The organism is Nonomuraea glycinis (genome assembly GCF_035920485.1).
Lineage (GTDB): Bacteria > Actinomycetota > Actinomycetes > Streptosporangiales > Streptosporangiaceae > Nonomuraea > Nonomuraea glycinis.
The window spans coordinates 2,692,111-2,706,169 of sequence record NZ_CP109166.1 but is presented as its reverse complement, the minus strand read 5'-3'; the positions used below and the strand labels follow the sequence as shown (position 1 = coordinate 2,706,169).

The following is a 14,059-nucleotide window of genomic DNA, read 5'->3' as shown; positions in this document are numbered from 1 at the left end:
GTTACCACTTCTCCTCCGATTCCCCACGAGCTGCGGCGGCCGGCGTCATGGCCTCTCCGATCGGCCCATACGGGTGATGTTGTGATCGCCGATGATGAGATTGCCGTTGTTGTGGCCGCCGATTCGCACGTTCGTCGCGCCCGGGGCGCCGTCCTGGAGTTCGCGGAGCAGGCCCGTGATCTCGCCCGCGCACTCCGGCCGCCTCGTCAGCAGCTCGACGATCCGCCCCTGCCAGTGGCCCGCCATGACAGCCGCGGGGATCGCGCTGTCGCGCAGGGCCTGGCCGAACCGCTCCAGCTCCGCCTCCTCCGCCTTCACCCGCGCCGGATCGCCGCCGCCCATGATCCGGGCGATCCTGGCCCGCACCCCCGTCCAGCCGTCCGAGACCACCGCCTGCACCAGGGCCTCTGCCGCCGCCCCGGCGAGGGTCAGCAACTCGACGTCCATCGCCACCCGCCTTCTTCGCGCTCTACCCAGCGATATATGACCGCTTTTAATTGACATTTCTGGATAACTCCGGACGATTGCCTTATATCCGCGCTCCTATTCACCGGCGGAGCCTCGCGACGCCCTCGCACGACCGCGTTCCGTAAGCCCGCCTATACGCCTTCATGCCGAAATTCAACATCGCGCCCAGCGTTCGGCGCAGCGGCGGCGAATGACCCGTACAACTCCGTACAGGGCTTATGGGCATGGGCGGCGGCGTCACCTCCGAGAGGACCTCAGGGGCCGCTCGATGCGACAGCTCGGCGATCCGGCAAAATGCCTCCTAATCGCCATAAAGGAGACGCCAACGCATGAATACGCCACCATCGCCGGCTGGAGTGGAGCGGACCGACGGATCGTCCGTCCAGATCGGCGTCCTCGTACCGCTGACCCGGCCCGGCTGGGTCGAGGCCGGCCGGCATCTGCTCGCTGGACTGGAGCTGGCCGTTCGCGAGGCCAATGACGCCGGTGGGATCGCCGGAAAGCCGCTCGAACTGGTGGTGCGAGACACCGCGGCCGACCCGCAGCGGGCGGCGGCGGCTGTGGACGAACTGGCTCGCCTGGGCGTGGCCGCCTTGGCGGGGGAGTATCACAGCGTCGTCGCTCGCGCCGCCGCAGCCAGGGCCGACGCCCTCGGCCTGCCGTTCCTCTGCTCGTCAGCGGTTCTCGACGCGCTCACCGAGCAGCCGACCGCATACGTCGCGCGCCTTGCCCCGGCGCAGTCCCATGGCTGGCGGATCTACGCGGACTACCTCCTCGGCGCGGGCCACCGCCGCATCGCCGTGGCCGCCCAGCCGAGCCTCTACTGGGCGTCCGGGGTGCGCATCCTGCGGGACCACCTCGCTCCGCGCGGTGGCACCGTCACCGAACTCGACCTGGGCGCGCTCGCTCCCACGGCCGTGTGCGACGAACTCGTCGGCGCTCGCGCGACAGTCCTCCTTCTCCTGGCCGGCCACCCGGAGCCGGCAGTGTCGATCGTCAAGTCCGTCCGCCGCGACCGGCGCCTCGCCGAGATCATGATCGGTGCCCCGGCCGGGCAGCCGGAGTTCGCCACCTGGGCGACGTCGCTGGGCGACGACGGCGCCGGGATCCCGTTCCTGCGCTACCTGCCCGAGCGCCTCGGCCCGCTCGGCGCCCGGGTCGAGACGGCCCTGCGCGAGCGACTGGCCGAAGCGCCCTCCTTCGTCGCCTTCGAGGGCTACGACACCATCACCGTCCTCGCCGACATGCTGCGTTCGTACGGCACGGACCGGGCGAGCATCACCGAATCCTGGCCGCGCGTATCGGTCGAAGGCACCCGCGGGCAGATCCGGTTCTCCCGTACGCCTGGCATCAACGTGTGGCAATGGGCCTGGGCACCGGTCCAGGTCGTTGATCGAGATCCGGCGCGACCCGACCGCCTGCGCATCCTGCACACCGGCTGAGAGCACTGCTGCCGGCGCGGAGCCCGTGGTGAATTCGCCGGAAAAAGATGGAACTCAATGGCGGCTGCCGTGATCGGCGTCACATGCTGTCACAACGCTCGACCGTGCGGTGTCTTGAGGCCGAACCCTGGAAACGAAGGAGAACCTCATGAACCTCGCGCTGTGGACGGCTGCCGCTCTGCTGGCCGTGGTCGCCCTGACCGGTGGCATCACCAAGACGTTCGTCTCCAAGGACACCCTGGCCGCGTTTCATGGCGGAGGGTGGACCGGGGACGTGGGCGTCGGTTTCGTCAAGACGCTAGGCGTCCTTGAGCTCCTGGCCGCGTTGGGCCTGATCCTGCCCGCCGCCCTCGCCGTCGCACCGGTTCTCGTGCCGGTGACCGCCGTCTGCTGGGTCGTGCTGATGATTGGCGCGATGATCACCCACGGGCGCCGCGGGGAGTTCGCGCTGGCCGGGCTGAACCTGATCTATCTCGCGCTCGCGGCGTTCATCGCCTGGGGCCGCTTCGGCCCCTGGGCCTTCACCGCCTGACCGGCCGTCCCGCATGCCCGCGCCAAACGCTCCGCCCGACCCCGCTGTCACCCGAGGCAGAGCGAAGACGAAGGAGACATCATGGTGAGGAACACCGATGTGGTGGTGCCCGGCGGCGTCATGGCGGCCGGGAGAAGGGGCGGGAAATGAGCGACCACGCCACCGAGGTTTTCGTCGCCTACCGCAACCTGCTGTTCACCGTCGCGTACGAGATGCTCGGCTCGGCGGCCGACGCCGAGGACGTCCTGCAGGAGACCTGGCTGCGGTGGGTCAAGGTCGACCTCGGGCAGGTGCGCGACCAGCGCGCCTACCTGGTCCGGGTCACGACCAGGCAGGCGCTCAACCGGCTGCGCACCATGAGGCGGCGCAAGGAGGCGTATGTCGGTCCTTGGTTGCCCGAGCCGCTGCTCACCGCGCCGGACGTGGCCGAGGACGCCGAGCTCGCCGAGAGTGTGTCGATGGCGCTGATGCTGGTCCTGGAGACGCTGTCGCCGACCGAGCGCGCCGTCTTCGTGCTGCGCGAGGCCTTCGACGTCGGCTACGACGAGATCGCCGCCGCCGTCGGCAAGAGCCCCGCGGCCGTCCGCCAGATCGCGCACCGCGCCCGCCGGCACGTCGATGCCCGCCGCCCTCGCCAGGTGGCCTCCCCGAGCCAGACCCGGGCGGCTCTGGAATCGTTCCACCGCGCGATCGAGACCAGGGACCTGCAGGGCCTGCTTGACGTACTCGCTCCGGAAGTCGTCCTCATCGGCGACGGCGGCGGGGTCAAGCAGGCCGTGCAGCGGCCGGTCACCGGCGCCGAGAAGGTGGCCCGCATGTTCGTCGGCGGTCTCGGCAAGGTCGAAGGGACGCTCACCGGCGAACTCACCGTGATCAACGGCAACCCGGCACTCCTCGTCCGGCTGGACGGCGAGCTCGACGGCATCATGGCGATCCGGGTCGAGGACGCCCTGATCACCGGCCTCTACTACGTCCGCAACCCCGAGAAGCTGACCCACGTCGCATCCGAGACCCCGCTCACCCGGCAGTGAAACCGGACCTGCCTGACGGGCCGGGCATCAGCGGGACCGCGCGTCGTCGTACTCCTGGAGCGGGTCGTCGAAGGAGAGTCGCGCCCGGACCTCCACCGCGCGCGGATGGCCGAGGTCCTCAAGGATCGCGACAGCCTGGCGCCAGTAGCTCCGGCCACTGGCGTGCTGACCCGTGGCCTGCAGCAGGGTGCCGATGTCGTCGAGGGTGGTGGCCTTCCCTTCGGCGTCGCCGATGTCGTCGCGGATCTCCAGCGCCCGCTCGTAATGCTGGACGGCCTGGCCGAACAGGCCGTGCCGCTGGCAAGCTTGCCCGAGATTGTGCTGGGCCATGGCCTCCATGTGCCGGTCGTGGAGTCGATGCGCCAGGGACAGCGCTTCGGTGAGGTGCCGCGTCGCCTCCTCGAACCGGCCGGCGCCGCCCAGGACCAGGCCGAGATTGCAGAGCACTTTCGCCTGTCCGACCAGAAAGCCCTGCTGGCGGCAGATGTCGAGCGATGCGCCGAGAGCCGCGAGGGCACGGTCGGTCTCGCCGGCTTGATGAAGGACCATGCCGAGGCTGTCCAGGGCGGCCGCCTGCCCGTCCCGCACGCCGAGGATCCGGAACATCCGCTGTGCCTGCTCAAGGTGCCGCCAGGCCGAGTGGAAGTCCCGCAGTCCATAGCGGTAGGCAGCGCCCAGGCTGTAGTGCATGGCCGCTTCCGCCTGCTGTACGCCTTCGCCTTGTGCCGCTTCCAGCCCGGCCCGCGCCATGGCGGCCCATGTGGACACGTCGTAGTTGCGCCACAGATAGCCGCGGAGCACGTCGGTGAGCTGCCAGGCGATGGCTTTCGGCCCGCGCTCGGCGGCGTGATGGACGGAGGCCGCCAGGTTGGCCCGCTCGACCTCGAGCCAGGCGGCGGGGCCGGATGTGGCCGGCCAGGTCGCGGCCGGCGGTTCGGGGAGGCCGCACAGCCTGAGCATGCCGGGGTAAAGGATGCTCGTGGCACGTTGAGCGGTGTCCAGATAGTACGTCAGCAGGCGGGTCCGGGCGTTGTCCCGCTCGTGCTCGTCATCCACCACGGCGCAGCGTTGCGCGGCGAACAGGCGGAGGAGGTCGTGCATCTGGTACCGCTGCGGTGAGCGCCGCTGGACGAGGTGGGCCCGGACCAGGTGGTCGAGCATCGCCGCCGTCGCTGAGCCGCTGGTGCCGGCCAGCGCCGCGACGGCTTCCAGGCTCACATCGGCACCGGGCACGAGCCCGAGTAATCGGAACAGCCGGGCCGCCGGCGGTGGCAGCGCGGTGTAGGAAAGCGCGAACGCCGCTTCCACCGCCGCGTTCCTGGTGCCGTCGATCGCCAGCTCGGTGAGCCGGTTGCCCTCACGAAGAGCCGTGACATAGTCCGTGACCGTGCCGTAGGCGCCCCGGCTGATGTTCGCTGCCGCGATCCGCAGCGCCAGGGGCAGTCGTGCGCAGAGCCGGGCGAGTTCGGCCACGATCTCCGGAGATGTCGTGTGGTTCGGGCCGAGCACCTTCGTCAGCAGGGCGGCGGCTTCTTCGTCGCTGAGCGTGTCCAGTTCCACGATCAGCGCGTCGTCGTACACCTTGAGGCCGGAGAGGTCGTTGCGGCTGGTGACGACGACCGCGCTGTGGGGGTTCGCCGGGATGAGCGGACGGACCTGGTCGGGGCTGGTCGCGTTGTCGAGCATCAGCAGCATCCGGCGGTTCGCCGTCATGGACCGGAACAGTGCGAGCCGGGCGTCGACGTCGAGCGGCACATTCGCCGGGGACACGCCAAGGGCCAGCAGGGAGCCGGTCAGCGCGTCCGCGGCGGTCCTGGAGGCGTGGTCGGAGTAGCCGTGCAGGTTGTAGAAGAGCTGCCCGTCGGGGAAGCGGTGCCGCACGTGATGGGACCAGTGCACGGCGAGGGCCGTCTTGCCCACCCCGGCCGTACCGCTGATCACGGACACCCTGGCCGCCGTCGGATGTCCGTCCACATCGGCCAGGTAGGCGTTCAGCTCACTGACCTGCCGGTTGCGGCCCGTGAACGTGGCGATGTCCGGCGGCAGCTCGGCGGGGACGTGATCCGCCCTGAGGCCGGACGGGCGCTGGTCAGGCTGGGGCGCGGCGGCGCCGGCCTGCCGGCGGAGTGTCCTCAGGTAGGCCCCTTGCAGTTCGGGGCCCGGTTGGATGCCGAGGCTGTCCCTGAGTTGATCGCGCAGGTCGCTGAACAACCTCAGCGCCGCCGCCCGTTCTCCCGACGCGGCCAGAGCGAGCAGGATCCGCGCGTTCAGGCCCTCGTGCAGGGGTTCGGCGTGGGCGACTTCCCGCAGCCGCCGCAGCGCGGCCTCGTGGTGCCCGCGGTCCAGAGCCAGATCGGCGTAGTCCAGAACCGTGGTGAGGCGTTGCTGGGACACGGCGACGACGACCGGGTGGTGGAGCGCGTGCGGCGCGAGGTCGGCCAGCGTCTGCCCCCGCCACAACGCCAATGCCTTCTGGTACGCCCGCTCGGCCTCCTCGGGCTCGCCCGCGACGCGGTGGGCCGCCGCCGCTTTCGTCGCCAGGTCGGTGAACGTCAGCAGATCGCTCTGGCCGGTCGCCAGGGTGAGGCGGTAGCCCGCGCCGGTGCGGCTGATCAGCTCCTCGCCCACGCCGAGGCCGTCGAAGAACCTGCGCAGGCGGGACACATGGGTATGCACCAGATTGGGGTAGGTGTCGGGTATCTCCTCGCCCCAGAGGAAGTCGATGATGTCCGGATGCGTGACGACGTGGTTGGCCTGGAGTGTGAGCAGGCCCAGCAGGCGGCGCTGCATCGGAGGCTTCAGGTCGACGGCGCGCCCGTGCACGCGGAGCGTCAGCGGCCCGAGGAGCTCGATCCGCAGAGCCGGGTCCTTCTGCCGTGGGCCGGCCGCCGGGAGCAGTTCGAGCTCGGCGGCGGACAGGCCGGCCGCCTCGACCAGCTTGCGCACCGAGCGGGCTTGAGGGCGCTGGACCGTGCCCTGCTCGATGTCGCGCAGCGTGCGGATGCTGACCCCGGCGCGGCCGGCCAGCTCCTGCTGAGTGATGCCCGCTCGCTTCCGGTACGCGAGCAGGAGGTCACCCAACGTCATGGAGCCTCCCCTGGCACTCGTTCCCGATCGGGCTGACAAGCTACTGCGTTCCGGCGACAAGGGCTCCTATTTCTACAGATAGCGGTGAGTTCTGCCGGTGCGTCCTGGGCTGATCGGCATCAGCGCAGGTCAGCGGGACGGCGCGAAGAGCCTTGTGGAAGTACGGCGTCCAGGCGATGTCCAGTGTTCTGCCATCCGGATTGCCTACGCTCAGCGGAGCGGTCGTCGGGGAGGCGACGAGGCGCATCCACCGTTCACGATCAGTTCCAGCTGAAAGGAACCACCGGTGACCGGAACCGTGCGAAGACGGCGGTCCACTTTCGGACGATGCCACATGGAGAAGAGCCACTGCGTGCCGAGCCGCCCTTCCGCCGCGCCGGCCTGCTTCTTCCGATCCGTGGTCGCGTACGCGACGCAGGGGGTGAGCTCGTTCGGGTTGAGCGTGGCGAGCAACATCTTCACCGACCGCTCCCATGTGGGGCTGCCGTCCTTCACCTACACCGTGTGCGCCGACGAGGGCGGCGTCCTACGCACCGATCTCGGCCTGCTCATGGAGGTGGAGCACGGCCCCGAGGCCATGAGCACCGCCGATCTGATCATCCTGCTGCCCACCGACGGCAGGCCCCTGACCGTACGCCCGCCGGTCATCGCCGCGATCGAGGACGCCTACCGGCGAGGAGCGATCATCGCCGCGTACGGCACCGGATCGTTCCTGCTGGCCGAGACCGCCCTGCTCGACGGCCACCGGGCCACCACCGACTGGTGCCTCGCCGACGAACTGGCCGACCGATATCCCACGATCACCGTGGAGCCGGAGGTCCTGTACGTCGACGAGGGGCGCATCGTGACCGGCGCCGGCGCGGTCGCGGGCATCGACATGTTCCTGCATCTCCTGCGCCGCGAGCACGGCCCGGCCGTGTCCGACGCCGTGGCCGAAGAAGCGATGATCGCGCCGCGTTGCGAGGCCGGGCAGCTCCATCACGTTTCCACCCCACCGGACATCGGCGCCGGGGTCGACGACACGCGCTTGGCCGATGTCATGCGGTGGACCCGATCCCGGCTCCAGCAGGCCCTGTCGGTCGACGATCTGGCCAGACACGCGTTGATGAGCACGCGCACCTTCGCCCGCCGCTTCCGGGAGGCCACCGGCACCACGCCCCACGCCTGGATACTCCACCAGCGGCTCGCCCGGGCCGAAGAGCTCCTGGAGACCACCGATCTGTCGATCCAGAAGATCGCCCAGCTGGTGGGCTTCCGGTCCGCCGGTGTCCTGCGTGACCACTTCGTCAAACGGCATGGCGTCTCGCCGCGCGACTACCGGCGCGTCTTCGGCGGACATCGTACGGCGGACGAGGTCGGCAGGAAACAGGCGGACGATGGCAATCACGCTGATCGTGAGCTCCTGACCGACACGACAAAGTGACGGCCTGATCGCTGATCGGGCACCGGGGGCCCGGTCAGCGATGGAAGCGCGTTGTCTCACTCAGCGGCTCGCGGCCGACCGCGACCGCGTTGATCGAAGCCGTGGGGTCGGCGTAGCCGAACGAGATGCCGAACAACAGCTTCCCGCCGGTCACGCCGAGCGTCTGGCGCACCGTGTCGGCGTAGAAGCTCAGCAGCGCCTGTGGGCAACTGGCCACCCCGTGCGCGGCCATCGCCAGCAGCAGCGTCTGCGCGTACATCCCGACATCGGCGGTCAGCCGCGGGTCACCCGAGTCCGGCGCGTACAACAGAGCGACGTGGGGCGCGTCGTAGAAGTTGAGACTCTTGGCGTCGTAGGCGGCGCGCAGATCCTGGGCGTCGCGGTCGATGCCGAGCGCCCCGTAGATGGCCGCGCCGAACGCCGCGCGCCGGCGGTGGTGCGCCGGCGCGTAGATGTCGTCGCTGTACGGGAAGTCAACGGTCCGCAGGCCGGCCCGGTCCGCGTCCATGAGCGCCTTGGCGAGGTTGTCCCGGGCGACCCCGCTGACCACCTCGACCTGCCAGGGCTGCGCGTTGGTGTTCGACGGCGCGGCGCCGGCCAGGCCGAACACGGCCTCGATCGTCTCGTCAGGCACGGGATCGGGCAGGAACGCCCTGGTCGCGCGCCGGTCGCGGATGAGCCGCGCCGCCGCGCCGGCAAGTTCGGTGGTCATGGTCGCTCCTTAACTACACGTTGGCGTTTACTTGAGGGGACTATAGCGAAGAGCCGAAGCCTTGTAAACGCTGTCGTATAGTTAGAGCCATGAGTGACGGACCGGTACGCCGAGCCGGGCGAGGCGGCCGGGAGCGCGTGCTCGCCGCCGCGAGCATCCTGTTCGCGACGCGCGGCATCACCGCGACCACGATGGAGGATGTCGCCGCCCGCGCCCCGGTCTCCAAGCGGACCCTGTACGCGCACTTCCCCACCAAGGAGGATCTCGTCCTGGCCCAGCTGGACTACCTCCTGAGCTCCGGGTACACGCTGCTGGAAACCCTGACGCGAACCGACGTCCCGCCCCGCGACCGCATCCTCGCGATGTTCGACATCCAGCCGTGGCCGGACGGAGTCGTCCGGGGATGCCCGTTCATCGACGCGGCGGTCGAGCACCCCGACCCCGCCGGCCGCGTGCACGCCTTCGCCCGCAAGCAGAAACTCGTCATGCTCGCCCTGGTGACCGACCTCGTGGACGAGCTCGGCATCGACGCGTCGGGACCGCTCGCCGAGCAACTCGTCATCCTCGCCGACGGCGCGGCGAGCCGCGCGATGGTGCTCAACGACCCCGACTACGGCCGCCATGCCCGCGCGGCCGCCGAAACCCTCCTCGACCACGCACCCCGCCGCCCCGATCGCGCGACGAAGGGTCACGGCCTCCGGCGCGCGTGACTCATGGTGATGATTCCGTCACCCTGCGGCGAAGGGGAGGGAACCGTTGCGGCAGGAGTCGCCGATCGCGGTGCCGGGGACGATCGGGGCATGGCGAGCACATTTCAGCGGGGCAAGGTGCAACTCGTTTTCGGCGCGATGGACGCCGACGGCGACGGCGCACTGCGCGAGAGCGATTTCGACGCCCTCGCGGGGCGCTGGGCGTCCATTCGCGCGGCAGGCGATGCGGAGCGCCTCACCGCGATCATGCACGGCTGGTGGATAACGCTCGCCGAGCGCTCCCGCGACCCCGAGTCGGTCACGCTCGATGACGTCCTCACCGTGGTGGATCTGCTCGGCCAGATGCCGGACGCCGTGGACGCCACGGCCGAGGCCATGTTCGACGCCATCGACGAGGACGGCGACGACCGGATCTCACCGGCCGAGTACCAACGCATGATCGAGGCGTGGAACGGCAGCCCCACGGACACCGCCGCCATATTCGCTCGCCTCGACGCCGACGGTGACGGCACCGTCTCCCGCACGGAGTTCATGCGTCATTGGCGGGAGTTCTGGGCCGGTGACGACCCCACGGCGCCCGGCACCCACGTCTTCGGCACACCCCCCACCGCCTGACCGGGAGGGCGACGACCCCGGAGGGTCATGGGCCATTCGGAATGCGCGACAATATCCGGCACTTTCATGTTGTGAGTACTTAGCGGCATAAGTCATCTTAGGATCGGCGATTGTGACGTCCTATGGACTGCATTCCGCCCTCGCACTGGAAATGTCCGATCCTGTGCAACTCGGCCCGTACCGGATTGCCAGCAGGCTGGGGCAGGGCGGCATGGGCACGGTCTACCTCGCCGAGGGGCCGTCGGGGCCGGTCGCGATCAAGGTGATCAACCGCGTTCTCGCCGTCGACCCCGAGTTCCGCGCGCGGTTCCGGCGCGAGGTGTCGGCGGCGCGCCGGGTGCGGCGGTTCTGCACCGCGCCCGTGCTCGACGCGCAGTTGGACGACGAGCCGCTGTGGGTCGTCACCGAGTACGTCGCCGGGCCCGACCTGGGCCGCATGCTGCGCGAGAACGGGCCGCTGGCCGGCTCCAACGTGGAGGCACTCGCCGTGGGCGTGGCGACCGCGCTCACCGCCATCCACGGCGCCGGATTGGTGCACCGCGACCTCAAGCCCGCGAACGTCCTGCTGTCACCGCTCGGCCCGCGCGTGATCGACTTCGGCATCGCCCGCGCCCTGGACGCCGGGGACGGGCAGACCGCCACCGACCAGGTCTTCGGCACCCCCGATTACATGGCCCCCGAGCAGGTCCATGGGGAGCAGGTGGGCCCGCCAGGGGACATCTTCGCCTGGGGGTGCGTGGTCGTCGCGGCCACCGTGGGCGCCTCACCGTTCGCCTCCACGAGCATGCCGCACGCGATGTACCGAGTCGTCCATGACGAACCCGATCTGAGGCGCCTCGACCCCGGCCTGCGGCCGATCGTCGCGGCGGCACTGAACAAGGACCCGGCGCAGCGTCCCACCGCGCAGGAACTGCTGGCCGCGCTGGTACAGCGTCCGGACGTCGATTCCGCCCAGGTCGCCGGCAGCGTACGGCTCGACCTGAGCGCGCTCCGCCGGGCGAGCCAGAGCCGGGTCCACTCCCGGCCGGCGCGGCACCGCTTGGCGGAGGGGAGCCGGCGGCGCAGGCTGCGGGACGTGCTGACCGGGGCGGGGGCGGCCCTGGTGGTGAGTGCGCTGATCGCCGCGGGCGTGATGGTGTGGATGGTGAACTCGGCGCCGGAGACGCCTCCCCGCGGTCAGGTCGTCTACCACGAGACGTTCGCCGCCGACGATTCGGGCTGGAACAACGAGGGCACCCGGGTGGACACCGGTCAGGGTTACACGGGCGACGGCCGCTACACGATCAGGGTGAAGCGCGGCGCCGGGCACCGGTGGGGCACGGCGCCGGTGAAGACGGGACTCCCGGACCGCGCGCTGGCGTCGGTGAAGATGAACTTCTCCGGCGCCGGCTCCGGCACCTGGAACGGGGTCTACTGCGAGTACTCCAAGGACGACCAGGATGCCAACGACATCCTCTACATCCTGCAGATCCGCGGCGACGGGTACGCGAAGATCGCCAAGGTCGTCGGCGGCACCTCGCGGAACATGACCAGCGACATACCGTTGCCGGAGGGCACCGCCAGGGGGAACGCCCTGATGCGCGCCGAGTGCGTGCGTGGTGACGGCAAGGTCGACCTGGCGTTGTGGGCCGACGAGCAGCTCGTCATCCGGCTGGCCGACACCGAGACGAGCAAGGCCGTCGGCCGGCCCCGCTTCGGGCTCTACGTCGAGAGCACCTCCGAGACCCGGACCTATTTCGACGACTTCATGGTCGCCCGGCTTCCCTGACGCCGGCCGCCCGGCGATCTCCAGGAGGCCACCACGTGCTCCAGCCCGCGCCGCCGTCGCCCTGGACGGCGATCGTGATCTCGGGGATGGACGGGACGGGTGCGCCCGGGGGATTCTGTGGCGTGCTGTTGCGTCAGTTGGAATACCTCGTCGCCTTGGCCCGTGAGCGGCATTTCGCCCGCGCCGCAGCGGCCTGCCACGTCTCCCAGCCGTCGCTGTCGGCAGCCATCCGCAAGCTGGAACGCGACCTTGACGTGCCCCTCGTCCGGCGCGGCCAGCGCTTCGCCGGGCTGACCCCGGAAGGCGAGCGGGTGCTGCTGTGGGCGCAGCGCATCATCGCCGACGCCGACGCGTTACGCCAGGACCTGTCCAGGATGCGCGAAGGCTTGTCGGGCACGCTGCGGATGGGGGCGATCCCGACCGCGCTGACCGCGGCCTCGCTCTTGACGACACCGTTCTGCGAGCGGCACCCGCACGTCCGGGTGTCACTGACGTCGCTGTCGTCGCGGGAGATCGCGCGGCGACTGACCGAGTTCGAGATCGACATGGCGATGACGTACCTGGACGACGAGGACGACCTCGGCGAGGCGCGGGTCAGCCCGCTGTACGAGGAGCGCTACCTGCTGCTCACCCCATCTGACGGCGCGCTGGCCGGCAGGCAGGTGGCGCGCTGGGCGGAGGTCGCCGCTCTGCCGCTGTGCCTGCTCGCCCCCGAGATGCGCAACCGCCGCATCCTGGACGCCAACTTCAGGCGGGCGGGCGCGGTGGCGGTGCCCGCCATCGAGACCGACACCGTCTCCGCCCTGTTCGCGCACGTGGCGACCCACCGCTGGTCCAGTGTGATCGCGCACGCGTGGCTGCACATGTTCGGCGTCCCGGAGGGCATGCGGGTGATCCGGCTGGAGCGGCCCGCGCGCGAACCCCGCGTCGGACTCGTGGTGGCCGGTACGGGCCCGGAGTCGGTGATGGCCAGGGCCGTGCTGGACATCGCCCGCGACCTCGACCTGCGCGAGGTGTTCGACCGGCTCACCCGCGAGCACCTGACATGAACGCACCGCACGCGTTCATGTGTGACCCGCGCCGCCCCGCTACTTCTGGCGGGTGCTGTAGGAGTGCGCGCCGGCTCCGGCCAGGGCGCCGCCCTCGACGATGAGGTACTCCTCGCGGATGGGGGTCCCCGCCAGCCAGGCTTCGAGGATCTCGCGGGTGCCGGCGGCGTAGCGGGTCTGGGCGGACAAGGACGAGCCGGAGATGTGCGGGGTCATGCCGTGGTGCGGCATCGTCCGCCAGGGGTGGTCGGCCGGGGCGGGCTGGGGATACCAGACGTCGCCGGCGTACCCGGCGAGTTGCCCGCTCTCCAGGGCGCGCACGATCGCGTCGCGGTCGGCGATCTTGGCGCGGGCGGTGTTGATCAGGTACGCGCCGCGCTTCATGGTGGCGAGCAGCGCGTCGTCGAACAGGCCCTCGGTCTCCGGGTGCAGCGGGGCGTTGACGGTCACCACGTCGCAGTGCGGGACCATGGCGGCGGCGTCGGGGTGGAAGGTGAGCCCGAGCTCCTCCTCGACCTCGGCCGGCAGGCGGTGCCGGTCGGTGTAGTGCAGGTGCACGTCGAACGGCTTGAGGCGGCGCAGCACGGCCGTGCCGATGCGGCCGGCGGCGACGGTGCCGACGTGCATCCCCTCCAGGTCGTAGGAGCGGGCGACGCGGTCGGCGATGTTCCAGCCGCCGTCCAGCACGGTCCGGTGCGCGGGCAGGTAGTCGCGGACCAGGGAAAGGATCATCATCACGACGTGCTCGGCGACGCTGATGCTGTTGCAGTAGGTGACCTCGGCGACGGTGACGCCATGGGCGATGGCGGCGTCGAGGTCGACGTGGTCAGAACCGATGCCGGCGGTGACGGCCAGCTTGAGCTCGGGTGCGCGGGCGATGCGCTCCGCGGTCAGGTACGCGGGCCAGAACGGCTGGGAGATCACCACCTCGGCGTCGGCCAGCTCCCGGTCGAAGGCGGAGTCGTCGCCGTCCTTGTCGGAGGTGACGACCAGGGTGTGGCCGCGATCCTCCAGGAAGCGGCGCAGGCCCAGCTCGCCCGAGACGCTGCCGAGCAGGTGCCCCGGGGTGAAGTCGATGCCCTTGGGGCTGGGCAGGGTCTGGCCGCCCGGGTATCCGGACAGCTCGGGCAGGCCGTCGCGGGCGTAGGAGGCGGGGTATCCGTCGATCGGGTCGTCGTACAGCACGCACAGCACCTTGGCCATGAGCTTCGCTCCTCGTCGG

The 14,059-nt window shown here is 70.4% G+C and carries 12 protein-coding genes; 8 read left to right on the top strand and 4 right to left on the bottom strand.

What is annotated here, in order from left to right; all coding sequences use genetic code 11:
* Positions 1–45 precede the first annotated feature (45 nt).
* The gene (locus tag OHA68_RS12450) at positions 46–447 is read right to left on the bottom strand and encodes a hypothetical protein (RefSeq protein ID WP_327107774.1); all 402 of its coding nucleotides are present in this window, start codon (positions 445–447) and stop codon (positions 46–48) included.
* Between the two features lie 350 nt (positions 448–797).
* Here OHA68_RS12450 and OHA68_RS12445 point away from each other — a divergent pair, with 350 nt between their 5' ends.
* From OHA68_RS12445 to OHA68_RS12435, 3 genes are all read left to right on the top strand, one after another.
* Positions 798–1,910, top strand: a complete 1,113-nt coding sequence (locus tag OHA68_RS12445) for an ABC transporter substrate-binding protein (protein WP_327107773.1) — start codon at positions 798–800, stop codon at positions 1,908–1,910.
* A gap of 148 nt (positions 1,911–2,058) precedes the next feature.
* Positions 2,059–2,442: a DoxX family protein gene (locus tag OHA68_RS12440; protein WP_189137720.1), complete on the top strand. Its 384-nt coding sequence runs from the start codon at positions 2,059–2,061 to the stop codon at positions 2,440–2,442.
* A 146-nt stretch (positions 2,443–2,588) separates the two neighbouring features.
* Positions 2,589–3,473: an RNA polymerase sigma-70 factor gene (locus OHA68_RS12435; RefSeq protein ID WP_327107772.1), complete on the top strand. Its 885-nt coding sequence runs from the start codon at positions 2,589–2,591 to the stop codon at positions 3,471–3,473.
* Between the two features lie 27 nt (positions 3,474–3,500).
* Here OHA68_RS12435 and OHA68_RS12430 read toward each other — a convergent pair whose 3' ends face one another.
* A complete protein-coding gene (locus OHA68_RS12430; RefSeq protein ID WP_327107771.1) occupies positions 3,501–6,560 on the bottom strand; it encodes a BTAD domain-containing putative transcriptional regulator in 3,060 nt (1,019 codons plus the stop codon).
* A gap of 334 nt (positions 6,561–6,894) precedes the next feature.
* On the opposite strand from OHA68_RS12430, the gene OHA68_RS12425 reads away from it, so the two are divergent.
* A complete protein-coding gene (locus OHA68_RS12425; RefSeq protein ID WP_327107770.1) occupies positions 6,895–7,983 on the top strand; it encodes a GlxA family transcriptional regulator in 1,089 nt (362 codons plus the stop codon).
* A 34-nt stretch (positions 7,984–8,017) separates the two neighbouring features.
* Here OHA68_RS12425 and OHA68_RS12420 read toward each other — a convergent pair whose 3' ends face one another.
* Entirely contained in the window at positions 8,018–8,695 is a 678-nt protein-coding gene (locus OHA68_RS12420) for a nitroreductase (protein WP_189137724.1), read from the bottom strand.
* 89 nt (positions 8,696–8,784) lie between these two features.
* Between OHA68_RS12420 and OHA68_RS12415 the strand changes: the two genes are divergently transcribed.
* The 4 genes from OHA68_RS12415 (at position 8,785) to OHA68_RS12400 (ending at position 12,837) form a co-directional block, all read left to right on the top strand.
* Entirely contained in the window at positions 8,785–9,405 is a 621-nt protein-coding gene (locus OHA68_RS12415; RefSeq protein WP_327107769.1) for a TetR/AcrR family transcriptional regulator, read from the top strand.
* Positions 9,406–9,495: 90 nt separating this feature from the next.
* Positions 9,496–10,020 (top strand): EF-hand domain-containing protein, encoded by a 525-nt coding sequence (locus tag OHA68_RS12410; RefSeq protein WP_327107768.1) that lies wholly within the window; start codon positions 9,496–9,498, stop codon positions 10,018–10,020.
* Between the two features lie 112 nt (positions 10,021–10,132).
* Positions 10,133–11,788: a serine/threonine-protein kinase gene (locus OHA68_RS12405; RefSeq protein ID WP_327107767.1), complete on the top strand. Its 1,656-nt coding sequence runs from the start codon at positions 10,133–10,135 to the stop codon at positions 11,786–11,788.
* A 35-nt stretch (positions 11,789–11,823) separates the two neighbouring features.
* On the top strand, positions 11,824–12,837 hold the full coding sequence (locus OHA68_RS12400; RefSeq protein WP_327107766.1) for a LysR family transcriptional regulator: 1,014 nt from the start codon (positions 11,824–11,826) through the stop codon (positions 12,835–12,837).
* Between the two features lie 39 nt (positions 12,838–12,876).
* On the opposite strand, the gene OHA68_RS12395 is transcribed toward OHA68_RS12400, so the two are convergent.
* Positions 12,877–14,040, bottom strand: a complete 1,164-nt coding sequence (locus OHA68_RS12395; RefSeq protein ID WP_327107765.1) for an NAD-dependent formate dehydrogenase — start codon at positions 14,038–14,040, stop codon at positions 12,877–12,879.
* Between the last annotated feature and the right edge of the window lie 19 nt (positions 14,041–14,059).

What these genes read in the sequence shown, in the direction of transcription:
- OHA68_RS12450 (WP_327107774.1), bottom strand. Translation starts at nt 447, where the DNA reads ATGGACGTCGAGTTGCTGACCCTCGCCGGGGCGGCGGCAGAGGCCCTG.
- OHA68_RS12445 (WP_327107773.1), top strand. Translation starts at nt 798, where the DNA reads ATGAATACGCCACCATCGCCGGCTGGAGTGGAGCGGACCGACGGATCG.
- OHA68_RS12440 (WP_189137720.1), top strand. Translation starts at nt 2,059, where the DNA reads ATGAACCTCGCGCTGTGGACGGCTGCCGCTCTGCTGGCCGTGGTCGCC.
- OHA68_RS12435 (WP_327107772.1), top strand. Translation starts at nt 2,589, where the DNA reads ATGAGCGACCACGCCACCGAGGTTTTCGTCGCCTACCGCAACCTGCTG.
- OHA68_RS12430 (WP_327107771.1), bottom strand. Translation starts at nt 6,560, where the DNA reads ATGACGTTGGGTGACCTCCTGCTCGCGTACCGGAAGCGAGCGGGCATC.
- OHA68_RS12425 (WP_327107770.1), top strand. Translation starts at nt 6,895, where the DNA reads ATGGAGAAGAGCCACTGCGTGCCGAGCCGCCCTTCCGCCGCGCCGGCC.
- OHA68_RS12420 (WP_189137724.1), bottom strand. Translation starts at nt 8,695, where the DNA reads ATGACCACCGAACTTGCCGGCGCGGCGGCGCGGCTCATCCGCGACCGG.
- OHA68_RS12415 (WP_327107769.1), top strand. Translation starts at nt 8,785, where the DNA reads ATGAGTGACGGACCGGTACGCCGAGCCGGGCGAGGCGGCCGGGAGCGC.
- OHA68_RS12410 (WP_327107768.1), top strand. Translation starts at nt 9,496, where the DNA reads ATGGCGAGCACATTTCAGCGGGGCAAGGTGCAACTCGTTTTCGGCGCG.
- OHA68_RS12395 (WP_327107765.1), bottom strand. Translation starts at nt 14,040, where the DNA reads ATGGCCAAGGTGCTGTGCGTGCTGTACGACGACCCGATCGACGGATAC.